The organism is Pseudomonas sp. Colony2, assembly GCF_019382755.1.
In the GTDB taxonomy this organism is placed as follows: domain Bacteria; phylum Pseudomonadota; class Gammaproteobacteria; order Pseudomonadales; family Pseudomonadaceae; genus Aquipseudomonas.
On the sequence record NZ_CP080030.1, the window covers coordinates 3578674 to 3603386 of the forward strand.

Here is a 24713-nt window from a genome sequence, read left to right on the forward strand (position 1 = left end):
GCAAGCCAGCTCCCACATTTTGATTGGATTACCAAAGTTAGAACGTGTATTCGACCATCCCCATCACCGACGTCTGCAAGCGTCTCTCCACAATCGGGCTTTGCCCGGCCTTGTCTGCCAGGTACTGCACATCCAGCAGCGTCGAAAACTGTGTGTGTTCGCTGATCGGCAAGCTCCACACCAGATTCATCCCGTTGCTGATGTTGCCGCCGCTGGCCTTGTAGGCCTTGAAGCGACTCTGTGCGGCCTGGCCGGTGGTCACGCCGTACCAGGTCTGCAGGTAGTTGCTGTCGCCAAAATGGCTGCTGAGGCTGGCATCCAGCGAACCGTAGTCGCCGTCGTACAGGTTGGTGCCCAGGCTCAGCTCCAGGTGGGTGAACGCCTTGCCGGAATCCTTGTGATCATCTTCCTCAAGCGCATGCTCCAGGGTTGCGCCGAGAATCACCCCGCCCAGGTTATAGCTGCCACTGACACCCACCTGGGCGCGAGTCTTGATCTCGCCCATACCCTTGAGTTTCTTCGAGCCCGGGCGCCCGGTCTTGCTTTCGTCCTTGCGTGAGCCGCTGGCGCCGACGTAGGCGCTGAAGCTCGCACCGCCGCCGTCATAACCCCAGCCCAGGCCCTTGTCGGTGTCGAGGAAAATCCCCCACGGGCTGACGATGGCCGCCCCCAGCACCGGCGCGGTGACTCGCTCGTCGCTGCCGCTGTAGCGGGGCAGGTTGGCCACGCCGGCCTTGAGGGTGTATTCCCAGTCGTCGGCCAGCAGGGTGTCGGCGCTGGCCAGCAGGCACAGCGACGTCAGGGACAGGCACAGGTGTTTTGAACGCATGATGGTCTTCATGTGAGGTCAGAGACTCAAGGGGTTGTGGGGAGAATCGGTACGTTTGAAGTGGTAGCCGGAGGCGCTCAGGCCGTTGACCTGGCGACTCACGGTATCGCCCAGGCCATAGCCGTTGCCGGCCAGCACCGCGTGGGCGTTGTCCACAGGCAGCAGGATGTAGTCGGTCAGCGGCTCGTCGTGCAGTTGGCCGCGGATCACCAGGAAGCCGTTTTCCAGGCGCACGCTGATGCCGCTCAGGGGCGCGTCGGGCTCATGGGTGTTGAGCACTTGATAGGTACCGATGGTGTCGGCCCAGGCATTGCTCAGCGGGGTCGGTTCGATGCGTTCGCCCACCGGGACGCGTTGGCCGTGGCTGCGGGCGGTGAGCATCTGGCGCCCTTGCACCGTTACCACATCCAGCTGCACGCGGCCCAGTTCACCGAGGTCCTTGAGCCAGAAACCGAGGAATTTCTGCTGCGCCCGCAGCCAGCCCTGGCCGTCGCGCAGCAGTTCGAAACGGGTGTCGGCCAACTCGCCATACAGCTGGCCGTTTTCGTCCTTGATACGGAAGACACCCCAGGCCGTGGCGTAGAAACCCGCCAGGCGCCTGCGGTCGATCGCGGCGGGCACCTGGCGGATTTTCAGGCCGTGGGCGGGCGCCTGGCAGTCGTCGGAACACACCGGGTCGCCGGTCTGGGCCTGAAGCATCAGGCGCAGGGTGTCGGTGGTCAGGGACGCCACCATCTCTTCGGCGCTGCTGTCGTTGGCCATCACGATCACGGCCAATTGCTGGTCCGGCAGCATCGTGAGTTGTGCGGCGAAATCATCCCCGCCACCGCTGTGCTGGAAGGTGCGAATGCCGGGGCCCACCGGCTCATCGCCGCAAGGGGCGAGAAACCACCCCAGGCCCATCTGGCAGTCGAAGTCCAGGGCGTTGCCGGTGTTTTGCTGGCTGAACATCTCGTCAATCGACTGGCTGCCCAGTACCTGTCTGTCTTTATAGAGGCCCCGGGCGAAGAGCATGCGCACGTAGTGGCTGAGGTCCTTGGGGCTGCTCCACAAGCCACCGGCCGCAAGGTCGCGCACCTGGGCGTCGGCGCTGACGGTGCCGTCTGCATAACCCCTGGCGCGAAAGCCCGGTTGCGCGCCGGTGCCGACGAAGCTCGACTGGTTCATCTCCAGGGGCTTGAGCAGGCTGCTTTGCAGTCGGGTTTCGAAATCCTGCCGACTGCTGCGTTCGATGGCGGCGCCGACCAGGGCGTAGCCGAGGTTGGAATAGGCCACCTGGGTCCCCGGTGGCGTGCTCAGCCAAACCCCTGAAATACGCATTGGCATCTGGCCCATGGCGAAGGTGTTGCGCACGTCCCGCAGGTGTTCGCTGGGCAGGCCGGACTGGTGGCTGAGCAGGCGGCGCAGGGTGATGTCGCGGTCGGCGGCAGCCTGGTCGGAATGAAAGCGCGAGCGTACGTAGAACTCCCGCAGGGTGTCCTGGATCGGGGCGTCGAGGGCCAGGCGCTGTTGCTCCACCAGTTGCAGGGCGGCGGTGGCGGTCAGCAGTTTGGAGAGGGCGCCGGCGCGGAACGCGGTGTTGGGCGTCACCGGTTTGCCCAGGGCTTTGTCGGCAACGCCGAAGCCGTGGGCCCAGATCAGTTCCTGGCCATTGACCAAGGCGATGGACAGGCCGGGTATGTTTTGCCTGGCCATTTCAACGGGGATGCGTTTTTGCAGGTAGCGGATGATTGCGCTGTAGTCGCCCTTGGGGATAGGCGGCGGGGCCGGCGGTTGGCCGTGGCAGCCGAGACTGCCCAGCAGGAAACCCAGCAGCGGAATACTGCGCAATGTGCGAAACATGAGGAGCACCCGAGGGGTGGTTTGGATGCTCGAATGCTAGGGGCGGGCCGTCCATGAGTCTTTGTGAGCTTTGTCGGGAAACTGTCAAAGACTGTTAATGCAGGCCGCCCCGAGCGGGCTCGCTTCATTGCCGCAGCTCCAGCATCAGCTATACCTAATGCTCAGCGCTTCCTCAACGTCAGCCAAGGAGTATCGCGATGAAACTGGGAATAATGATCAGCACCGTGTGTATTGCCACGATCGGGGTGATGGGGTGTTCCAGCAAGGTGACGCAGCCGGACGAATACTCCGGGTTTCTCTCCGACTACAGCAACCTCAAGGAAGCCAGGTCGCCCTCGGGCGCGCAGGTAATGCGTTGGGTGGACCCCAACCTGAGTCTGAGCCGCTATAACGCGGTGTACATCGAGCCCACCCAGTTCTACCCCAAGCCGCAAGCCAGCACCAAGATCCCTGAAAGCACCCTGCAGGGCATCAGCACCTACTACAGCCAGGCGCTCAAGCGCGAACTGGAAAAGTCCTTGCCTCTGGCCGACGGACCAGGCCCGGGCGTGATAGTGGTGCGTGCGGCGATCACTGCCGTCAGCAGCAAGACCGAAAGTCTCAAGCCCTATGAGTACATTCCTGTCGCCCTGGTAGTCGCCACGGTCAGCACGGGCGCCGGGATTCGTGACCAGGAAACCACCTTGGGCACCGAAGCCCAATTCCTCGACGGTGCCAGTGGCAAGGTGGTCGCCCAAGTCGTGCGCAAAGGCACCGGTAAACCGTTGGCAAACGACTCCCAGGTGATGAAAGCCGATGACGTGAAAAACGTCATCGACGGCTGGGCGTCGGACCTGCATCAATCGTTTTTGAAGCTTAAAAAAGGCTAAGCCTCAAACGGTGCGCGACTTGAGCGGGTGCTATTTGATCGGTGTGAGCGGTGGCTGCTTCCATTGCCCGTTACCCACTTCAGGCTTGGGCAGGTAAATGCGCAATAGGGCATAGAACGGGCCGGGTGGTGCTGGCAGCCAGTTGCTTTGTTCCGCCTTCGGTGGCTCGTGGTGCGCGACCAACAGCGTCAGGCCGCCATCGGCGTCGAGCTTGAAGTTGGGCAACATCCCCGACGTGAGCACGTAGCGCTTCTTCAGGTTGGGGGTCAGCAGATTGGTCTTGGCGTTGTACATGGTCAGTGACCAGAATGCGTCGGTCGGTGGCAACTGGTCCTTGGCGAAGTGCAGGGTGTAGCTGTGGCGTGCGCCGTTGGCGGGTTTGCCCTCGCTGTCCACGGAGTAGCGCAGGTAGGCCGTTTCATCGCCGGAGTTGCCAAACAGGTGCAGGTTGGCGCCAGCGTAGCGGTACAGGTAGTTGTTTTGAAGGTGGTCGCGATTGCCGAACAGGTCTGCACTGGATACTTGATGGGTATCGATCTTGTCTTTTTTGAAGGCTGCATACTCGGCTTTGCCGTCGGCGATGCCGTCATCCAGCGCTTTGCGTTGCTCAACCGTCAGGGCCTTGAGGTCGAACGGTTTACCCGCCTCGACGCCGATCCTGGCAAAACGCGCGAGCACGTCTTTCTCACTGTCCTGCGGTGCTGCGTAGGCCAGCATGAAGTTCAGATAGCGGAACAGATGCACGCTGTCGCTCATGTTCGGCGTAGGCTTGGGCCAGGCAATTTTCGGCGGCTTGATGGGTTTGGGCTGCTTCACGTAGCTGCTCAGGGTCTGGACCTTATAGCCGCCCTGGATCTGTCTGACTTTGCCCAAGTCCTTTTCATCGAACAATTGAGTGCGGTACAGGGCGTAGGCGATGTTGCTTTCGCTGTACACGACGCGGTCGATATCGGTTGGCTGCTGGCCTTTCCAGCCCGGGCCGGCAATCATGTAGTGGCCACCGTTGTTACCGGTGCTGCGGGTACCCAGATAGCCGAAGTTCTGCGTATAGAGGTCGACCAACTGCACGGCGTAGTAGCGGTTGTCTTCGATCCTGGGCAGGGTCAACACCACGGGCTCAGCCCGCAGATCGAGCCAGACAAAGGAGTTGGGCGTGTCCGGGTTGGGGGTGGGGATCGCTGTATCTTTAGGGGTTATCGCCTGCGCGGTGTTCCCGATGTGGTTGAACGGCGCCTTGAAGTTCGCCCCGGTCTTGTCGACAGCCTGGGTGTAGAGAGTCTTGTACATCTCCACCACCGGGAAGCCATAAAGATAGGCTTCCTTGGCGATGGCCCGGGCTTCACTCGGCGTGGCGGTGAAATCGGCCCAGGCGCCGGTACTCATGAAAATCGAGAGGCTCGCCAACAGCAGGCGCGTCGGTGTTCGAATCATGTTGTTGCGTCCTTACTGAGTCAGTCGGATGTCGTCGAGTTTTCAGCTGTTATAAAAGCAGGCTCCGGTGGGCGCGTACAGTCGCAACTAGCTGAACCTTTGCGTGTCAGGCAGAGTTTGCACTCAGTTGCTCGGGAAGTCTTTTGGCACGTGAGGTTCAACGCAAAGATCTATCGATCAGTTGACATCAACGAGATCAAGTGCCGCCTGTGAAAGGCGGCATCGGGGGGCAGTCAAGGCAGTATGGACTTAACCTTGTCACGCAACTGATCAATCGAGAACGGCTTGCCGATCACCTGCATGTCGGCTGGCGAATCGATATTTTCGGCATAACCGCTGGCGAACAGGATGGGCAGGGCGGGGCGTATTTCACGGGCCTTGAGGGCCAGTTGCTTGCCGTCCATGTCCGGCAGGCCGACGTCGGTCATCATCAGGTCGATGGTCTGGTCGGTGTCTTGAACTATTTTCAAGGCTTCTTCGGCATCGGCCGCTTCAAGCACTTGGTACTCCAGCTCTTCGAGGACATCGACGATCAACATGCGCACGATGGCGTCGTCTTCGACTACAAGGATGGTGGAGGGGGCGGCTGACATAGTGGAGGTTCCCGAACAGTGGAAGGGGCAGGTCTTGGGCGATGGGAAGACCGTTTTCATCCTGAGTATTGTCGGTCCCGGCAAGTTCCCCAGATAAGCAAAACATTGTGCCGGTAACGGCTACAAATGTCGCGTATCACCGCCACTCACTTGCCAGGGGCTTGCTGGAACAACCAGCAAGCCCCGGCCATGGTCTCAAGCTGCCGGTTTTATCGGTTAAAGGGATCCGTACACCAACCCATGTACCCGGCTCTGGTTCTCGCTTGCCTTGAAGGTGCTGACCGTATATTCCGGGTTTGTCGGCGTCCCAAACGCTCCCGGGATGAGCGGCGTCTTACTGTTGGCCAGCGATTCCTTCATTCCTTTTTTCATGGCGTCCTCGGTCGGAAAATTGACCAATCCGAAATTGGGGTCGAAATAGAACCATTTTCGCGTGCCGCCTTCCACGATCACTCCCGCTGTCATCGCGTGGACGGGCGTGGCGATGATGAGTGTCTTGGACGTCGTCGCGTTGGCCAAGTCATCGATGATGGCCTGATAGGACTTTTGCGTGACGACTTCAGCCGAGTGCGGTCGCTTTCTGAAGTGATCCTGGGCTTCGCTCATGTCCTTGATGAACCTCGCCGATTTTGGGTTGGTTTCCTTGGTTGCCGCCGCAATGAAAAGCTTGTCGATGTACTCGTCCTGTTTTCCAACGGACACGGTGTAGGCCATTGCGTTGGCTAACACGCCACATTCGCCTCCGGTCACCGTGTCCACCTGGCTCAAATAGAAATTCTGGGGCATGCCCCGGAGCTTGATGCCGGGGATGCGCTCAATTTCGGCTTTGTAGAACTCATAGTTTTTAAGGCCGACTTCTGATCGCTTTTTGCCTATTGACTGTGCCAGGGCGCCGATTTCTTCGGGGCTTCGATTCGGCTTAAGTGCCAGTTCCATGAGCTCTGCGATATCCATGGAGCCCGAGTAGCCCGGGATGTCATCCACTACCCCGTTGTTATAGCCACGCATATACGCATCGTGGCTCGTTGTTCTGGCGTGTTCCTGCGTAGCCTTGAATGAGTTGGATAATTGCTTGGAGGGTGTGTTTTGCGCCTTGGTGGCCGGCCCTCCGACAAAGTACTCCCAGAAGCTTTCAACGTTGTCCTGGACCGACACGGTCTGTGGCGTGAACCCCTTCAGCGGTGGGCCATAGGGTTGTTTCTTGAGGGCGTCGTACGCGTACCATTCGCCCTTGTTCAATACAGCGGAGGCTTCGACGGTTTGATCCGCCAGCTTGATGGTGCCGATTGCCGCGACGCCATGCTCCTTGCCGGCGGCTTTCAACAGGTCATGGCTGCCGGCTGCCCCCTTGAGTTTGTTTAGCCCGTTAATGCTTTTTTCGACTACAAACTTGCCGCCCCGGTTAATCAGTCCTGCGCCTCCCAGAAGCAAGTCGCCCAAGCCGCCCACCGGGTTCAAGGCGCCGATGGTGGCGACACCGATCTTTTTGGCAACATTCAGCGCCTTGGCGCCTGCACTGAGGGCTTTTGTGCCCGCCTGTGCCGCTTTGGACGAACCCAGGCTGACAAAGCCCAGCAGGTCCAGCTGGAGGTCAATCGCCCCCTCCAGGTAATTACCCTTGGTAAAGTTGTCAATCGCTGACTTGAAGGGAATGAGGTCGAGGAAGAAATGGGTCACCTTCAACTCGGTTTCCATTTGCTTGTCGTAGGTCGTGGCGCCTTTGGCTTGCTTGACGACATCCTCGTTGCCCAGGTCGAGGTTTTCGACAAATGCCTCCGCGATGTACTGGGTTCGGGCGGTGGCAAAGCTGTTGGGAGGCAGTGGGTTCGTGTCTGTACTGGCTGAGCGCTCGGGCTCACTGGCCTCTGAAGCGTCGAATTTTTTTATTCTGTTTTCCTCGATCGCCAGTTCCCAGGTACTCGCAGAGAAATCCTGGGGCATTACTTTTTTGATGCTGCCGTTTTTTATGTCCAGCCTATAGGTAACAGGTTCCGTGCCACCCTCTACCTTTATCAGCAGCTCATTTTTAATCGGTTTGAAAAGCGAGGTGACCAGGTTTGGGCCCAATTGATAAACAGAGGGCTGGTAAAAAGTGAGGTTGCCCTGCTCGATGTTTTTTCGATCTTCCAGCGGCAGGCTGGCGATCAGGTGCTTTACGGTGGTGGCGACCCCGTCGTTCAGCGACTTGATCGACTCTTCAAACTGCTTCTGAAATGTCGCGTTTACGTCGAACTTGAGCGACTGGCCTTCCAGTGCCTGGGTGATGTCTGGATCCTTGGATTCCCAGGTGTAATCGCCCAAGCCACTCATGGCGATGTCCAGCAACGAATGCAGGCCCGCAGGTGCGCGGTTTGGGTCGTAGAGCGGTGAGCCAAATTGTTGTTGGCGGGTGTCCTTCACCGTCAGGGCCTTTTTTTCAAACGGCACATCCTCGCCAAATCGCTCTTTGAGCTGGGCCAGTGCAATGGCCTTGCGGCTCGGGATATCGGTCTCCAGCAGGGTGGAGGCCTTCATGCGTTCATCCACCTGCTGAGTGAACTCGACGCGTATCGCTTCCAGCTGGTCGGGGCTGTAGGCATCGTTGGGTTGTTTGCTGATAACGCCGTTGGCCACGGCCCAATCAATCAGCGCTGCCCTCTGTGCGCTTTGGGTCACGGCGGGCTCGGCGAGTGCAGCGCTTTCGGCCATGAGCATCACTTGGGCGAAAGTCATGTTCGGTACCGAGCCCGGCGACTGCGCTTCAATCGACGCCGCCGCAACCGCCAGGTTGACCCAGGCCGGGCTGCCATAGGTCACGCTGGCCGGGATGTCTTTGATCAGGAACTCCGGGGCTGTTCTTGCCAGCAATACGTAAGCACCCGCCTGGGCCATCTCGGGGCTCGTTCTGCCCTCGCTCGACAGGTGTGCGCTCAGCCCGTTGACGATGGCAGAGGCCGGCTTGCCCCAATGTTCTTCACTGGCCACGTCGAAACCGGCCAGTTTGTTCCGTTGAGGCGCCTGGATTGACTCGGGATCCATCTGTGCACTGATGGCGGCCAGCAGGTAGTCGTAATGGCTGTTCTTGGTCTCGATACCATTGAGCCCGCGCTGCAGGGCCTGGCCCATCAGTTGGCCTTCGGGCGAGCTTAAAAGAAACTCGAGGATCTTCGCCGGGTCGTTCAAGGCGGCTGCAGGAATGGGATTCTGGTACGCGAGAAAGTCCAGGACGCTCTTTGTCTGCGTGACTTGCGGCTGATCGCCGAGGTGGTGGGAGTGGTTCATCGCAAGCAGACGCAACTGAGTTTGCTGGTTCTGGTCCAGCGGTGCGGGCCAGGACAGGGCACCGCCCAGGTCACCGAAAGGGTGGGCGGCGATCCTGACGGTCGCTTCCAGTTTCAGCTTGAGCAACTCGGCCTTGGAGGTTGGCAGAGGCACCCCGTTGGCATTCAGGAATGCCTCCAGGCTTTGGTTGACCCTGGTCCCCATGTTCATGGTGTTGTGATGGGACGAGTCCGGATGAATGGCCATTTGTGTGAGCTTCAGGACGGACTGTACATAGGGGGCGGTGTCGTAGTCTTGCAGGGGTGAGGCTGCGAGGTTGATGGCGTCCAGCAGGTTCTGCCAGTTCTGCCGGTCGGCCAAGGGCTGTTTCAGCACATCGGAGCGGGTGGCGACTGATGCTGGCGCTGCTGCAACGGCAGGGGGTGTGGCTGGCTGGGGGCTCAGGGACGATGCCCCGGAAGCTGGGGAGGAAAAGAATTGGGGCGCAGCCTGTTGCACGGAGAGGTTGCTGACATTTTGCATCGGTGGGTACCTGTTTTATTAGGAGATACGTGCCTTTTCCGAGGAGGTTCCCTGTTCCCCACGGCACCCCTTTGGGTGGGGCGGCCCACACACAACGTTCCAGGCTCACTTCGGTTCCCATGTAAGAAGGAAAGTCAATTGCCGAGTGTTAAAAACACATACATTCGTCGATTTATCAAAGAGTTATGTAATCCATGTCGCCAGGGTCAGTAGAAAAATAGCGCTCAGGCGCAACTTTGGGGCAAACTCCTCGTTTTTCCGTATTGGCCAAGGCATGCCCATGACTCCCGCGTCGTCTGTCGATGAGAAAAGCTTCCGTAAATTGCTGGGCCGCAACGTGGCACTGCCGTTGGGCGTTGGCGTGCTCAGCGCGGTGTTTTTCGTCGTTCTGATCACCTACCTGTTGTCGGTGATCCAGTGGGTCGAACACACCGACCGGGTAATCAACAATCTCAACGAAACCTCGAAACTGACCGTAGACCTGGAAACCGGCATGCGCGGCTTCCTGATTACCGGTGACGAGCATTTCCTCGACCCGTACGAAGTGGCCAAGCCGCGGATCATTTCCGACTTGCGCAACTTGCAGGCACTGGTGGCGGACAATCCGGAGCAGGTGGACCGGCTCAAGCGTCTGGAATCGTTGCAACAGGCGTGGAACACCTACGCCCAGTCGATGATTGACATGCAGCGGCAAAACGGCGATTACCGCACCGCCGTGAAAGCCGGGCGTGGCAAGAGCCTGACGGACGAGATTCGCAAGGAGTACGACCGGGCGGTGGCGATGGAGCAACAGTTCCGCATCACCCGCAATGAAGACGTTACCCGCACCACGATCATCAGCGTCACCTTGTACCTGGTGTTTGTGCTCGGCCTGAGCGGCTTCCTGGCGTATGTCGGCCGAAAGAATCTTCTAGAACTTTCAAACAGTTACAGCGAAAACCTGATGTCGCAGCAGAGGATCGCCAAGCGCCTCGAGCAGCAAGCCTGGTTGCGAAACGGCCAGACCGAGCTGGCCGAGCAGGTCCTTGGCCAACTGACGCTGAACCTGCTGGGGCGCAACATTTTGCAGTTCTTCGCCCAGTACATGGGCTCGGCGGTGGCGGCGTTGTACGTGCGTGAAGAGCACGGCGGCCTCACACGCGTGGCGACCTATGGCTTCTCCCGCGAGCAGGAGCAGCAGGAACAGTCGATTTACAACGACGAAGGCATCGTCGGCCAATCGGCCCGGCAGGACCGCCTGATTCGCCTGGACGATGTGCCGGTGGATTACTTCAAGGTCAGTTCCGGCCTCGGCGAGGGTTCGACCCGCAGTGTGATGGTCGTACCGACCAGCGATGATGGCCGGGTCAACGGGGTGATCGAACTGGGTTTCCTGCGTGCACTCGATGACCGTGATGTCGAACTGCTGGAGTTGATTGCCGACAATATCGGCACCTCCATCGAAGCCGCGCGTTATCGCCAGCGCCTGCAAGAAGTGCTGGCCGAAACCCAGCAGCTCAATGAAGAGCTGCAAGTGCAGCAGGAAGAGCTCAAGACAGCCAACGAAGAGCTGGAAGAACAGTCGCGCATCCTCAAGGAGTCCCAGGCCCACCTGGAAACCCAGCAGGCGGAACTGGAACAGACCAACGAGCAACTCGCCGAACAGACCCAGACCCTGGCCGAGCAGCGCGATGCCATGGACCAGAAGAACGTCCAGCTCAACCGCGTACAGATCGAGCTGGAAGAGCGTGCCGACGAGTTGCAGCGTTCCAGCAAGTACAAGTCCGAATTCCTCGCCAACATGTCCCACGAGCTGCGCACGCCGCTGAACAGCTCGTTGATCCTGGCCAAGTTGCTGGCGGAGAACCCCCAGGAAAACCTCAGCGCCGAACAGGTCAAGTTCGCCGAGTCGATCTACTCGGCCGGTAACGACTTGCTCAACCTGATCAATGACATCCTCGATATCTCCAAGGTCGAAGCCGGTAAGCTGGAAATGCGCCCGGAGAACACCAGCGTTGCGCGCCTGGTGGATGGGCTGCGCGGCATGTTCGAGCCGCTGGCGGACGACCGCAAGCTCGGGTTCCAGGTGGAGGTGCAGGAAGGCTCGCCACACATGCTGTTCACCGACCGCCAGCGCCTGGAGCAGATTCTGAAGAACCTGCTGTCCAACGCCATCAAGTTCACCGAGAAAGGTGAGGTCAGCCTGTCGGTATCCCGGGCACCGGGGGAGGGCATCGCCTTTACCGTACGCGACTCGGGGATTGGCATCGCCCCGGACCAGCAGGAAAGCATCTTCGAGGCCTTCCGCCAGGCCGATGGCACCACCAACCGTCGTTACGGCGGCACCGGCCTGGGCCTGTCGATTTCCCGGGACCTGGCGAACCTGCTGGGCGGCTATATCAGCGTCACCAGCGAACCTGGCCAGGGCAGTATCTTTACCCTGGTGGTGCCCGAGCACTATGTAGAGCGTGACGAAGACACCCCCGCGCTGGAACAGCCGCGCGCGGTGGCCCCTGCGCCTGCACCGGCGCCGATCAAGGTGTCGCCGATGCCGATCGCCCACGAAGCGCAGATTCCGCGCTTTATCGATGACCGCGACAAGGCTCCGTTCGCCACGCGTTGCATCCTGGTGGTGGAAGATGAGCCCAACTTTGCCCGCATCCTCTTCGACCTCGCCCATGAACTGGGTTACCACTGCCTGGTGGCCCATGGCGCAGACGAAGGCTACGCCCTGGCGGAACAGTACATTCCCGACGCGATCCTGCTGGATATGCGCCTGCCGGACCATTCCGGCCTGACCGTGCTGCAACGTCTCAAGGAACATGCCGGGACCCGCCATATCCCGGTGCACGTGATTTCCGTGGAGGACCGTGTCGAAGCCGCCATGCACATGGGCGCCGTGGGCTATGCAGTCAAGCCGACCACCCGCGAAGAGCTCAAGGATGTGTTCGCCCGCCTGGAAGCCAAGCTGACGCAGAAGGTCAAGCGTGTGCTGCTGGTGGAAGACGATGACCTTCAGCGAGACAGCATTGCCCGCCTGATCGGCGACGATGATATCGAGATCACCGCCGTAGGCTTCGCCCAGGAGGCCCTGGACCTGCTGCGCACCCACATCTACGACTGCATGATCATCGACCTCAAGCTGCCGGACATGCTCGGCAACGAGCTGCTCAAGCGCATGTCCATCGAGGACATCTGCTCGTTCCCGCCGGTGATCGTCTACACCGGGCGCAACCTGACCCGCGATGAAGAGGCCGAACTGCGCAAGTATTCGCGCTCGATCATCATCAAGGGCGCGCGTTCCCCCGAGCGCCTGCTGGACGAGGTGACACTCTTTCTGCACAAAGTCGAATCGCAGTTGTCCCATGAACGCCAGACAATGCTCAGGACTGCCCGCAGCCGCGACAAGGTGTTCGAGGGCCGCAAGATCCTGCTGGTGGATGATGATGTACGCAATATCTTCGCCCTGACCAGTGCCCTGGAGCACAAGGGCGCGATTGTCGTGATCGGCCGTAATGGCCGCGAGGCGATCGAGAAACTCAATGAAGTCGATGACATCGACCTGGTATTGATGGACGTGATGATGCCGGAGATGGACGGGTACGAGGCCACTGCCTTGATCCGCCAGGACCCGCGCTGGCGCAAGCTGCCGATCATCGCGGTGACGGCCAAGGCCATGAAGGACGATCAGGAGCGCTGCCTGGCGGCAGGCTCCAACGATTACCTGGCCAAGCCCATCGACCTGGACCGGTTGTTTTCATTGATTCGCGTGTGGCTACCCAAGATGGAACGGATTTAATTGGAACGAAGCACTGACATCGAACTGCGCTTGTTGATTGAGGCGATTTACCTCAAGTACAGCTACGACTTTCGCGACTACTCCGGCGCTTCGGTCAAACGCCGCGTGGCCCATGCGTTGCGTCAGTTCGACTGCGCCACCATCTCGGCCTTGCAGGAACGGGTGCTGCATGACCCGACGGCGTTCATGCAGTTGCTGCAGTTCCTGACGATTCCGGTCAGCGAAATGTTTCGCGACCCCTCGCACTTCCTGGCGATTCGCAAGGAAGTGGTGCCGCTGCTCAAGACCTACCCGTCGATCAAGATCTGGATCGCGGGCTGCAGTACCGGGGAGGAGGTGTATTCCATGGCCATCCTGTTGCGTGAGGAAGGCCTGCTGGAACGCACCATCATCTACGCCACCGACATCAACCCCCGGTCCCTGGAAAAAGCCAAGCAGGGGATCTTTTCCCTCGAGAACATCCGCGCCTATACCCACAACTACCAGCAGGCCGGTGGCCAGCGTTCGTTTGCCGATTACTACACCGCGGCTTACGATCATGCGATCTTCGACAAAACCCTGCGGGAGAACGTGACGTTTGCCGATCACAGCCTGGCGACCGATAGCGTGTTTTCCGAAACTCAATTAATTTCCTGTCGCAACGTATTGATTTACTTCAATAAAAAGTTGCAGGATCGGGCGTTTGGACTGTTCCATGAGTCGCTGTGTCATCGCGGCTTCCTGGTGCTGGGCAGCAAGGAAACCCTGGATTTTTCCGCCTACAGCAAACAGTTCGAACCCCTGGTCAAGCAAGAACGGATCTACCGAAAATTATGAATGAAGCTACTGCCAGCCCGGTATCCGGGATCGAGGCCATTGTGATCGGCGCTTCCGCAGGCGGTGTCGAGGCATTGCTGAGCATTTTTGGCGAGCTGCCGGCGAGCTTCGGCCTGCCGATCATTACCGTGCTGCATTTGCCGGACGAGCGCCGCAGCCAGTTGGCGGAAGTGTTTGACCGTCGCGTATCGATGAAGGTGGTGGAAGCGCGGGACAAGGAAGTGATCCAGCCCGGTACCCTGTATTTTGCCGGCCCCGGTTATCACCTGTCGGTGGAGCACGACCGCAGCCTGTCACTGAGCCAGGAGGACCGCGTGCACCATTCCCGCCCGGCAATCGACTACCTGTTTGATTCAGCCGCCGATGTCTACGGCAAGGGCTTGCTGGCGATTTTGCTGACGGGGGCCAACCAGGACGGCTCCCGGGGCCTGGCCCACGTCAAGCAGAGCGGCGGTACCACGGTGGTGCAGGACCCTTTGGAGGCCCGCGTCGCCGTGATGCCCCGGGCCGCCCTGGCGCTGCATGAACCTGACCATATCCTCACCTTGAGCCGCATCGGCACCTTGCTGGCTTCCCTGGAATCCTCCCCATGTTAAGTACTGTCCAGGCCAAACTGCTGATCGTCGACGATCTGCCGGAAAACCTGCTGGCCCTTGAAGCGCTGATCAAGCGCGAGGACCGCCAGGTCTATAAGGCATTGAGCGCCGACGAGGCCTTGTCGCTGCTGCTGGAGCACGAGTTCGCCATGGCCATTCTCGACGTGCAGATGCCGGGCATGAACGGCTTCGAGCTGGCCGAGCTGATGCGCGGCACCGAAAAGACCAAGAACATTCCCATCGTGTTTGTCAGCGCTGCCGGCCGTGAGCTCAACTATGCGTTCAAGGGCTACGAAAGCGGCGCCGTGGATTTCCTGCACAAGCCGCTGGATATCCACGCGGTCAAGAGCAAGGTCAACGTATTCGTTGACCTGTACCGCCAGAGCAAGGCGATGAAGCAGCAGGTTGAAGCCCTGGAGCAAAGCCGGCGCGAGCAGGAAGCCTTGCTCACGCGCTTGCAGGCCACCCAGGCCGAACTGGAGCAGGCCGTGCGCATGCGCGATGACTTCATGTCGATCGTCGCCCACGAAGTGCGCACGCCCCTCAACGGGCTGATCCTGGAAACCCAGCTGCGCAAGATGCACCTTGCCCGGGACAACGCCGCGGCGTTTACCCTGGACAAGATGCACGCCATGGTCGACCGCGATGAGCGGCAGATCCAGAGCCTGATCCGCCTGATCGAAGACATGCTCGACGTGTCGCGCATTCGCACGGGCAAGCTGTCAATTCGCCCCGGTCGCTTTGACCTCACGCAACTGGTGCACAACCTGCTGGAAAATTTTGCGCCGCAGGTGGCGGCGGCGGAGTCTTCGGTGGCCTGGGTCCAGGAAGGGCCGGTGGTGGGCAACTGGGATGAATTCCGTATCGAACAGGTGGTGTCCAACCTGTTGACCAACGCCTTGCGCTACGGGGCCAAGAGCCCGGTGGAAGTGCGGGTGTACGCCGAGCATGGCGAAGCACGGGTAGAAGTACGTGACCACGGGATCGGCATCAGCGAAGACAACCAGAAGCGTATTTTCCAACAGTTCGAGCGCGTGTCGGCCAACCATGCCGTGGCGGGCCTGGGCCTGGGGTTGTTTATCTCCGAGCAGATTATCGCGGCCCACGGCGGGACCATTGAAGTGGAAAGCCGGATAGGCGAGGGCGCGTTGTTCCGCGTCTGCCTGCCCCTGGAGGCCGGGGCATGAAATCAATCGCAAATCCGACGCAACCTCTGCGTGACCCCATGGTCGTATCAGCAGCAATTGACCGGACAAAGGCTTCCCATGAGTGAAGATGCACAAGATGTTGTACTGATCGTCGAAGATGACGAATCGATTATGTTTGTGTTGGGCGAGTACCTGGCGGGCCTGGGGTATCGGGTGTTGAAGGCGATTGACGGTGAGCAGGCGTTTGAAATCCTGGCCACCAAGCCGCACCTGGACCTGATGGTGACCGACTACCGCCTGCCTGGCGGCATTTCCGGGGTGCAGATCGCCGAGCCTGCGATCAAGCTGCGACCGGAATTGAAAGTGATCTTCATCAGCGGTTACCCGCAGGAGATTCTCGACTGCGACAGCCCGATCACGCGCAATGCGCCGATCCTGGCCAAACCGTTTGACCTGGATACGTTGCAGGAACATATCCAGCGGCTGTTGGCTTAACGTCTTGAGAAGAGGGAGCACACTCCCTCTTCAAGCCTTGATCATCTCCCTCACCTTTGCCGTCAACAGATCAAAGGTGAACGGCTTGGTGATCATCTGCATGCCCGGGTCCAGAAAACCGCCCCGTACAGCCGCATGCTCTGCATAGCCGGTAATAAACAACACCTTCAACTCGGGCCGCACCTGCCGGCCGATCTCCGCCAGTTGCCGGCCGTTCATGCCGGGCAGGCCAACGTCGCTGATCAGCAGGTCAATGCGCTGGCTGGACTCGATGATCGGCATGGCACTGTCGGCATCACCGGCTTCGACGAAGGCATAGCCCAGTTCACTCAGCACGGCGCTGACCAGCACCCGCACGGCCGGGTCGTCCTCGACGATCAGCACGGTCTCGCCGGCATTGGCGAACGGCAGCAATGCCGGGTTGAGAGGTTCATCTGCAATGACCTCGCCGACATACCTCGGCAGGAACAGGCTGACGGTGGTGCCTTGGCCCACCACACTGCGGATCGACACATGCCCGTGGGATTGGCGCGCAAACCCGTAGATCATCGACAACCCCAGCCCGGTGCCCTGGCCGATGGGTTTGGTGGTGAAGAACGGATCAAATGCGCGGCTGATCACGCTCTCGGGCATGCCGCAGCCGGTGTCGCTGACGCTCAGTTCCACATAGTCGCCAGGGGTGAGGGTGCCGTAGGCTGCGGTAAACACACTGTCCAAGTGGCGGTTGGTGGTTTCCACCACCAGTTTGCCGCCGTTGGGCATTGCATCCCGGGCATTAATGGCCAGGTTGAGCAGGGCGCTTTCCAGTTGATTGGGGTCGACCTCGGCGGTCCATAACTGTTCGGTCAGGCGGATATCCAGGGTGATGCTTTCGTTGAGGCTGCGGTGCAGCAGCTCACCCATCGAACTCACCAATTGATTGATCTGTACTGGTTTTGAATCCAATGACTGTCGACGGGAAAACGCCAGCAAGCGGTGGGTCAGGGCTGCCGCCCGGTTGGCTGAAGTGACACCCAGGTCGATCAGGCTGTCGAGGTCTTCAGTGCGGCCCCGGGCGACGCGCCTTCGCAGCAGTTCGAGACTGCCGATAATCCCGGTCAGCATGTTGTTGAAGTCATGGGCGATGCCGCCGGTCAATTGGCCGACGGCTTCCATTTTCTGTGACTGGCGCAACGCTTCTTCGTTATTGCGCAGTTGAGCCGTGCGTTCTTCCACTTGTTGCTCAAGGGTTTCCAGGGTGCGTTGCAGGCGCTGCTCGCTCTGGCTCAGTTCGATCAAACGGTCGCGGGCCTCGTACTGCCGGCGGCGCCCGCGCAGCGCCGTGGTTACGAGACTGATCAAGGTGATCGGATGGAAGGGCCGCTCGAGGAACGTCACGTTGCCCAGTAACTTGCTCAAGTGCGAGGAACCGTTCTGTTCGCTGCCGCCATGGTGCGTCATCAGCACAATCGGCAGGTCTGACCACGCCGGTTGTTGATGAAGGTGCGTGAGCAGCGGCTCCAGGTCTATACCGCGCATGGCTTCAGCGGCAACGATCAGCAGCCCGGCGCCGCGCTCCAGCTCTTCGCAGAGCATCTGCAAATGGTTGGCGATGATGCCGCTGAAACCGGCCTCATTGAGCATCATCAATGCCAGGGAGCTGTCGCGGCCCAAGGGCGCCAGGATGATCGCCCGTTCGGAAATGGCCGACGCTCCACTCATGAACTTTCATCCTTGAGCAGCGGGTTACCGGTACCCATGTACGTCGGCACGCCGCACAACACACCCTGGAACGTATCCAGAGGTTCACCGATGGTCATGCCCTTGCTGCCGATACGGTATTCGCGAATCGTCGATTCATGGCTGCCGGTGCGTTTCTTGATGATCGAGATAGCCCGGCGGACTTTGCCGAGGGCTTCGAAGTAGCGCAGCAGGATGACGGTGTCGGCCAGATAAGTGATGTCCACTGGCGCCTGCATGTCACCCACCAGGCCGTGTTGGGCGACGGTCATGAAGGTCGCGGCGCCACGGCGGTTGAGGTACAGCAGCAGCTCGTGCATGTGCAGGATCAGCGCGTTCTCTTCCGGCATCGCGGCCTGGTAGCCGTTGACGCTGTCGATCACCACGGTCTTGATCCCGCGCTCGTCCACGCAACGCCGCACCCGGTGGGAGAACTCGCCGGGAGACAACTCGGCGGCGTCCACTTGTTCGATCAGCAGATTGCCGGTGGCTTGCAGGGCGTCCAGGTCGATGCCCATGTTGCGCATGCGCTCGAAGAGCAGGCCCAGCTCTTCATCAAAAATGAACAGCGCGGCTTTTTCGCCACGGGCGACTGCCGCTGCGGCGAAGATCATCGAGATCAGCGATTTGCCGGTACCGGCCGGGCCCAGGATCAAGGTGCTGGAACCGGTCTCGATCCCGCCGCCCAACAGGGCGTCCATCTCGCGGATGCCGCTGGTGAGGGTCTGGCGGTTGTAGCCGCCACGGTGCTCGGCTGCCACCAGGCGCGGGAACACATGTACGCCGTCTTCCATGATGGTGAAGTCGTGAAAACCGCCGCGGTATTTCTGGCCACGGTACTTCACGATCCGCACGCGGCGGCGCTCGGCACCGTAGTTGGGGGTCAGTTCTTCGAGACGAATCACGCCGTGGGCCACGCTGTGTACGGTCTTGTCGAGGGACTCGGTGGTCAGGTCGTCCAGCAGCAGCACGGTGGCGTCGTAGCGCACGAAGTAGTGCTTGATCGCCAGGATCTGCCGGCGATAGCGCAGGGAGCTTTGCGCCAGCAGGCGGATTTCCGAAAGGCTGTCGATCACGACGCGGGTAGGTTTGACCCGTTCCACCACTTCGAAGATCTGCCGGGTGGCTTCGCCCAGCTCAAGGTCCGAGGAATACAGGAGGCTTTGCTGGTGCTCGGCATTGAGCAGGCTTTCGGGGGGAGTCAGTTCAAAGATGTGAATGTGTTCGTCCAGGTCCCAACCATGGGACTTGGCACCCTGGCGCAACTCGCGCTCGGTTTCCGACAGGGTGATGTACAGCGATCGTTCGCCGTTTTTTGCGCCGGCCTGGAGGAAATGCAGGGCCACGGTGGTTTTACCGGTGCCGGGTTCACCTTCCAGCAGGAACAAATGGCTACGGGAAAGCCCTCCGGCAAGAATGTCGTCCAGACCTTGAATACCGGTGGCCGCCTTTGCTGTGAACAGCTCTTTGGATGTAGACAAGAAGTGCCCTCGGGTCACAAATAAGTAGTCGGCAGCGCCGTCTGGGGCGCGCCATATTTACTTGACCTTGCCGCCGTGTGGCGGTTCAACGTTTTGTATCAAATACCGCTTTTACAGGCCCTGTTGCAGCGCCGGGTCGTCCGGATTCTGCTGTTCAAGCTGTGCCAGCAGCACCTGCACATTCTGCAACTGGCCGGTTTCCTTCCAGTAATTGACCAGCAGCACCCTGGCTTTGCGATTGGCCGGGTTGCGCTGGATGATTTCTTCCAGCTGGCGCTGGGCGGCCTCCAGCTCCTGCTGGGCGTGCAGGGTGGTGGCCAGGTCGTAGCGGTAATCCTGATTGTTCGGTTCGAGCTCCACCGCCCGGGACAGGCTGAGCAGGGCAAAGGCGCGCTCGCCATGGTGCAGCAGCCACATGCCCAGGGCATGTTGCAGGTAAGCCGAATCGGGGTGCGCCTGCAACTGTTTGGCCAGGAGTTGGCGGGACTCGTCGACCTTGCCCTGCTTGTCCAGCAGTTCAATTTGCGCGACCACGGCTTGCAGGTTGTCCGGTTGCAGGCGCATCGCCTGCTCCAGGGCGTTTTGTGCGTCGGGCAACAGCGCGCTGTGAATGTACAGGCGTGCCAGCTGGATCCAGCCTTCGGGGCTTTCGGGTTGGCCCTTGAGCAGCTTTACGTATTCGTCGAGCACTTGCTGCAACGGGCCGAAGTACAGGCCCAGGGTATCCGGGGACAGCCCGAGCAAGGCATTGGCCGCGGCAAACCTGACGCTTTGCTCGGGGTCATCCAGCAGTGGCCCGAGCAACAGCGTGCGCTGGCCGCTGGGCACCAGGCCGACAATGCTGTGAATCGCCGCCTCGCGCACCATTGGCGCGTCGTTGGCCAGGTCCTTGTCCGCCAGCTTCAGGGCCTGGGGGCTGGGGTAGTTGGGCAGTTCGGCATGCAGGGCGGCGCGGCGCACATCGGAGAGGTCCGGGCGGCTCAACTGTTGATACAGCACCCGTGCAGCGCCGGGTTCACCGTTGTGCGCCTGTTTCAAGGCCTTGGCGTAACCATGGGCGATGGCCGGGGGCACGACCACCGGCGTGGTGCGGGTGAAATACCAGGTGATCAGCACAATAAACAACAGGGCGCACAGGCCGACGATGGAGTAACGGCGTGACTTTGACATGCAGGCGTCCGAAAGCTGGGCAGCTAGTGCAAAGCCATCAGCTTCGGTCAGGTTATCGCGAGTGTCAAACCCGCATCACGTCAGCACGAACTCAATCGGCTCAAGGGCCGGCGGCAGCGTGGTTTCGCCGAGGGCGGCGAGAATCTCGCGCTCCAGGGTGCGCACGATGGCGTTGCAGGGCAGGTCGTTTTCGTCGAAGCCGAACGGGTCTTCGAGGTCGTCGCCGATTTCGTCCAGGCCGAAGAAGGTGTAGCTGACGATGGCGGTGAACAGTGGGGTCAGCCAGCCCAGCGGCTCGGCCATGGCGAAGGGCAGCAGGATGCAGAACAGGTAGATGGTGCGGTGCAGCAGCAAGGTGTAGGGGAAGGGCAGCGGGGTGTGTTTGATCCGCTCGCAGGAGGCCTGGACCTGGCTCAGGCCGTACAGCCGGGTTTCCAGTTGGGTGTAGCGCCAGTCGCTGATGTGGCCCTGTTCGGCGAGGTTCGAGCAGCGGGCGCCGAGGTCTTGCAGGATGCTGTCGGGCAGGTTCGGGTGGCCGGGTTCTGGGTTGGCCCACGGTTTGATCGCCTGGCTTTCGTCTTCCAGGCGCAGGCGGGCGATCAGGCCATGGGCGAAACCGCACAGGCTGCGCAGGACGTGTTTGCGTTCGGCAGGGTTGAGGACCTGGGTTTCGCGGATCAGTGAGCGGATCTCGATGATCATCTGGCCCAGTTGTTTGCGGCCTTCCCACCAGCGGTCGTAGCAGGCGTTGTTGCGAAAACTCATGAAGATGGACAGTGACAGCCCCAGCAGTGTGAAGGGTGTGGCGTTGACCTTGGAAAAGTAGGCCGGGTGCAGGGTTTCTACCAGCACGATGACTGAGGCCAGGAGGGTGACCAGCAGGCTGCGCAGCGCAATGCGTTTGGCGATCGAGCCCTTGAGGGAGAACAGGATGCCGAGCAGGTTGGGTTTGGGACGGACGATCATGGGCGGGCTTCTTGGGTGGCGCAGGCTGTCAGGTTAGAAGCATGTTTGCGTTGCGTCCAATTGCTTGGGCTGACCGGGTGATTGGTGGGGTCTATCGGGATTAAGTACATATCCGTTTTTTCGGTGACCAGAGCGAAAGCAGATCTGCTTTTCTGTGGGAGCGGGCTTGCTCGCGAAAAACCTGAGGGCGCCGCGTTCATCCAGAATGCCMGCGTCATCGTTAACGACCTTCGCGAGCAAGCCCGCTCCCACATTTGGACCGTGCCCGCTTTAGCTTTTGATTTGGCTTYTAAACACTCAAGCCGGCCGGKAGGCCGCTGTGCTCTTGCTTTTGATCTTGATCTTGATCTTAGGCGCCCCGTTAAACCACGCTGGCCGAACGCAGGCTTTGGAGCGTGGGTAACCCGGCAGGACGCCGGGTTAGCCGTCCTGGGCCAAGGATGGCCCATGACGGCGGCCCACGGTCCAAAGCCGGAGTGAGGGCACACCGAGCCTAGGCGAGGTGCCGAGTGGTGGGGCAAGAGCGTTTTGCTTACTTTTGCGCTGTTCAAAAGTGAGCCGCTGTGAGAGCGGAACCAATACAAGCCATCACCCAAAAAACGGATATACACACACACCAAACAGCGCCCCCCATTGGCCAAACCAGTCAACCAAGTTGAAAGCTTTGACCATTGCCCACCCACCGCTCTAGAGCGACTATTTCACCGGTCTACGTACCCATCCTGAAAATAAAAAACACACAGGGATTTGAAGCGATGCGTGATTACTCGGCTGCCACCACCCAGTTCAACTACCAACACACCGTCGACGCTGCCTTGTCGGGCAACCTGCAGGCCCTCAACGCCTGCGTCGAATGCTGCGACCGCCACGCATTACCTGGCCGCATCGCACTGTTCTGGGAGGGCAAGGACGGCCGCAGCGCCACGTCCACCTTCACCCAACTGCAAGACCAGGCCGCACGCTTCGCCAACTTCCTCCTGGCCCAGGGCGTCAATCGCGGCGACAAGGTGGCAGGCCTCCTGCCACGCACCGCCGAGCTGCTGGTGGTCGTCCTCGCCACCTGGCGCATCGGCGCGGTCTATCAGCCGCTGTTCACCGCCTTCGGCCCCAAGGCCATCGAACACCGCCTGAACAGCTCCGGCGCCGCGCTGGTGGTGACCGATGCAGTAAACCGTCCCAAACTGACGGAAGTGGCCGACTGCCCGACCATCGTCACCGTCGCCGGCCCCAACGGCGAAGGCATCGTGCGCGGCGACTTCAGCTTCTGGGCCGAGTTGCCCAACTATTCCAACCTCTGCGAACCCGTATTGCTGGGCGCCGACGATCCGTTCCTGCTGATGTTCACCTCAGGCACCACCGGCCCGTCGAAAGCCCTGGCCGTGCCGCTCAAGGCAATCGTTGCGTTCCAGAGCTACACCCGCGACGCCGTCGACCTGCGCCCCGAAGACGCATTCTGGAACGTCGCCGACCCGGGCTGGGCCTACGGCATCTATTTCGGCGTGACCGGCCCCTTGTCCATGGGCCACCCGATCACCTTCTACGATGGCCCGTTCACCCTCGAAAGCACGTGCCGTGTCATCAACAAATACGGGATTACCAACCTCACCGGTTCGCCCACCGCCTACCGCCTGCTGATCGCCGGGGGTGAGCAGTTCGCCAAGTCGATCAAGGGCAAGCTGCGTATTGTCAGCAGTGCCGGCGAGCCGCTGAACCCGGAAGTGATCCGCTGGTTCGCCGATAACCTCGGCGTGACCATCCACGACCACTACGGCCAGACCGAGTTGGGCATGGTGCTGTGCAATCACCATGGCCTGGAGCATCCGGTGCACGTCGGCTCCGCGGGCTTTGCCTCGCCGGGCCATCGCATTGTGGTGCTGGACGACAACCATCAGGAGTTGCCCGCCGGCCAACCGGGCATCCTCGCCATCGACCGCGAGCAATCGCCGATGTGCTGGTTTGCCGGTTATGACGGCGTCAAGACCAAGGCCTTCGTCGGCAAGTACTACCTCAGCGGCGATACGGTGGAGCTGAACCCCGATGGCAGCATCAGCTTTGTCGGGCGCAGCGACGATGTGATTACCACCTCCGGCTATCGCGTGGGGCCGTTCGACGTAGAGAGCGCCTTGATCGAGCATCCGGCCGTGGTGGAGGCCGCCGTAGTGGGCAAGCCATGTCCGGAACGCACCGAGATCGTCAAGGCGTTTGTGGTGCTCAGCGAGCAGTACCGCGCCGAGCCGGCCCTGGCCGAAGAGCTGCGCCAGCACGTGCGCAAGCGCCTGGCCGCTCACTCGTACCCGCGGGAAATCGAATTTGTCAGCGAGCTGCCCAAGACCCCGAGCGGCAAGCTGCAACGCTTCATTTTGCGTAATCAGGAAATTGCCAAGGCCCAGGCGGCCACGGCGTGACCCATTCTTCAAGGAAACAATGATGCAGATTGAGAACAAGGTTTTTCTGGTCAGCGGTGGCGCTTCAGGCCTCGGCGCGGCAACCGCCGAGATGCTCGTGGCGGCCGGAGCCAAGGTGATGCTGGTGGACCTGAACGCCGACGCAGTGGCCGCCCAGGCGCAAAAGCTCGGCGCGCAGGCCCGCAGCGCGGTCGCCGATATCAGCCAGGAAGCCGCTGCCGAAGCGGCGGTACAGGCCACCGTCGCCGCCTTTGGCGGTTTGCATGGGTTGGTCAACTGTGCCGGTGTGGTGCGGGGCGAGAAAATCCTCGGCAAAAATGGCCCGCACGTGCTGGCCAACTTCGCCCAGGTGATCAACGTCAACCTGATCGGCAGTTTCAACCTGCTGCGCCTGGCTGCAGCGGCTATCGCTGAAACCGAGGCGAATGCCGATGGCGAGCGCGGTGTGATCATCAATACCGCTTCAGTGGCAGCGTTTGACGGCCAGATCGGCCAGGCGGCCTATGCCGCGTCCAAGGGCGCGATTGCCAGCCTGACCCTGCCGGCGGCCCGCGAACTGGCGCGCTACGGGATTCGGGTGATGACCATCGCCCCCGGTATTTTCGAAACTCCGATGATGGCGGGCATGACGCCGCAAGTGCGCGAATCCCTCGCCGCCGGCGTGCCATTCCCGCCGCGCCTGGGCAAGCCGGGCGAGTACGCCGCGCTGGTGCGGCATATCATTGAAAACAGCATGCTCAACGGCGAGGTGATCCGTCTCGACGGGGCCTTGCGCATGGCAGCCAAATAAGG

Annotated in this window: 17 protein-coding genes; 8 read left to right on the top strand and 9 right to left on the bottom strand. The window is 60.6% G+C overall.

Annotated features, from left to right (window positions below; translation table 11 throughout):
• Positions 1 to 37: 37 nt before the first annotated feature.
• Complete coding sequence (locus JV201_RS14195) at positions 38 to 841, bottom strand: MipA/OmpV family protein (protein WP_087693017.1); 804 nt, start codon at positions 839 to 841, stop codon at positions 38 to 40.
• 6 nt (positions 842 to 847) lie between these two features.
• On the bottom strand, positions 848 to 2671 hold the full coding sequence (locus JV201_RS14200; protein WP_219407110.1) for a serine hydrolase: 1824 nt from the start codon (positions 2669 to 2671) through the stop codon (positions 848 to 850).
• Positions 2672 to 2868: 197 nt separating this feature from the next.
• Between JV201_RS14200 and JV201_RS14205 the strand changes: the two genes are divergently transcribed.
• Positions 2869 to 3540, top strand: coding sequence for a DUF3313 domain-containing protein (locus JV201_RS14205; RefSeq protein ID WP_008431019.1), 672 nt, complete (start codon positions 2869 to 2871; stop codon positions 3538 to 3540).
• Positions 3541 to 3570: 30 nt separating this feature from the next.
• Here JV201_RS14205 and JV201_RS14210 read toward each other — a convergent pair whose 3' ends face one another.
• The 3 genes from JV201_RS14210 to JV201_RS14220 form a co-directional block, all read right to left on the bottom strand.
• Positions 3571 to 4971, bottom strand: a complete 1401-nt coding sequence (locus tag JV201_RS14210; protein WP_003217572.1) for a DUF1254 domain-containing protein — start codon at positions 4969 to 4971, stop codon at positions 3571 to 3573.
• A 233-nt stretch (positions 4972 to 5204) separates the two neighbouring features.
• Positions 5205 to 5564, bottom strand: coding sequence for a response regulator (locus tag JV201_RS14215; protein WP_003217574.1), 360 nt, complete (start codon positions 5562 to 5564; stop codon positions 5205 to 5207).
• Between the two features lie 216 nt (positions 5565 to 5780).
• Positions 5781 to 9347: a hypothetical protein gene (locus JV201_RS14220; RefSeq protein WP_257903322.1), complete on the bottom strand. Its 3567-nt coding sequence runs from the start codon at positions 9345 to 9347 to the stop codon at positions 5781 to 5783.
• A gap of 280 nt (positions 9348 to 9627) precedes the next feature.
• Here JV201_RS14220 and JV201_RS14225 point away from each other — a divergent pair, with 280 nt between their 5' ends.
• The 5 genes from JV201_RS14225 (at position 9628) to JV201_RS14245 (ending at position 16180) form a co-directional block, all read left to right on the top strand.
• Positions 9628 to 13125 (top strand): response regulator, encoded by a 3498-nt coding sequence (locus JV201_RS14225; RefSeq protein ID WP_219407111.1) that lies wholly within the window; start codon positions 9628 to 9630, stop codon positions 13123 to 13125.
• Positions 13126 to 13941 carry a protein-glutamate O-methyltransferase CheR gene (locus JV201_RS14230; RefSeq protein WP_003217583.1) on the top strand — a complete coding sequence of 272 codons (816 nt, stop codon included), beginning with the start codon at positions 13126 to 13128 and terminating at the stop codon, positions 13939 to 13941.
• Entirely contained in the window at positions 13938 to 14537 is a 600-nt protein-coding gene (locus JV201_RS14235; RefSeq protein ID WP_219407112.1) for a chemotaxis protein CheB, read from the top strand. The genes JV201_RS14230 and JV201_RS14235 overlap by 4 nt, the downstream gene beginning before the upstream one ends.
• Positions 14531 to 15724 carry a hybrid sensor histidine kinase/response regulator gene (locus JV201_RS14240; protein WP_003217587.1) on the top strand — a complete coding sequence of 398 codons (1194 nt, stop codon included), beginning with the start codon at positions 14531 to 14533 and terminating at the stop codon, positions 15722 to 15724. The genes JV201_RS14235 and JV201_RS14240 overlap by 7 nt, the downstream gene beginning before the upstream one ends.
• A 78-nt stretch (positions 15725 to 15802) precedes the next feature.
• Positions 15803 to 16180 carry a response regulator gene (locus tag JV201_RS14245; RefSeq protein WP_219407113.1) on the top strand — a complete coding sequence of 126 codons (378 nt, stop codon included), beginning with the start codon at positions 15803 to 15805 and terminating at the stop codon, positions 16178 to 16180.
• A gap of 30 nt (positions 16181 to 16210) precedes the next feature.
• Here the strand turns inward: JV201_RS14245 and JV201_RS14250 are convergent, their stop codons facing one another.
• The 4 genes from JV201_RS14250 to JV201_RS14265 form a co-directional block, all read right to left on the bottom strand.
• Positions 16211 to 17881 carry a response regulator gene (locus tag JV201_RS14250; protein ID WP_219407114.1) on the bottom strand — a complete coding sequence of 557 codons (1671 nt, stop codon included), beginning with the start codon at positions 17879 to 17881 and terminating at the stop codon, positions 16211 to 16213.
• The gene (locus JV201_RS14255; RefSeq protein WP_219407115.1) at positions 17878 to 19380 is read right to left on the bottom strand and encodes an ATPase domain-containing protein; all 1503 of its coding nucleotides are present in this window, start codon (positions 19378 to 19380) and stop codon (positions 17878 to 17880) included. Before JV201_RS14255 ends, JV201_RS14250 begins: the two co-directional genes overlap by 4 nt.
• A gap of 111 nt (positions 19381 to 19491) precedes the next feature.
• Positions 19492 to 20550 carry a lipopolysaccharide assembly protein LapB gene (locus JV201_RS14260; protein WP_003217597.1) on the bottom strand — a complete coding sequence of 353 codons (1059 nt, stop codon included), beginning with the start codon at positions 20548 to 20550 and terminating at the stop codon, positions 19492 to 19494.
• 75 nt (positions 20551 to 20625) lie between these two features.
• Complete coding sequence (locus JV201_RS14265) at positions 20626 to 21516, bottom strand: bestrophin family protein (protein WP_102369053.1); 891 nt, start codon at positions 21514 to 21516, stop codon at positions 20626 to 20628.
• A 755-nt stretch (positions 21517 to 22271) separates the two neighbouring features.
• On the opposite strand from JV201_RS14265, the gene JV201_RS14270 reads away from it, so the two are divergent.
• Positions 22272 to 23921 (top strand): AMP-binding protein, encoded by a 1650-nt coding sequence (locus JV201_RS14270; RefSeq protein ID WP_087693009.1) that lies wholly within the window; start codon positions 22272 to 22274, stop codon positions 23919 to 23921.
• 22 nt (positions 23922 to 23943) lie between these two features.
• Entirely contained in the window at positions 23944 to 24711 is a 768-nt protein-coding gene (locus tag JV201_RS14275; protein ID WP_003217603.1) for an SDR family NAD(P)-dependent oxidoreductase, read from the top strand.
• Positions 24712 to 24713: the final 2 nt, after the last annotated feature.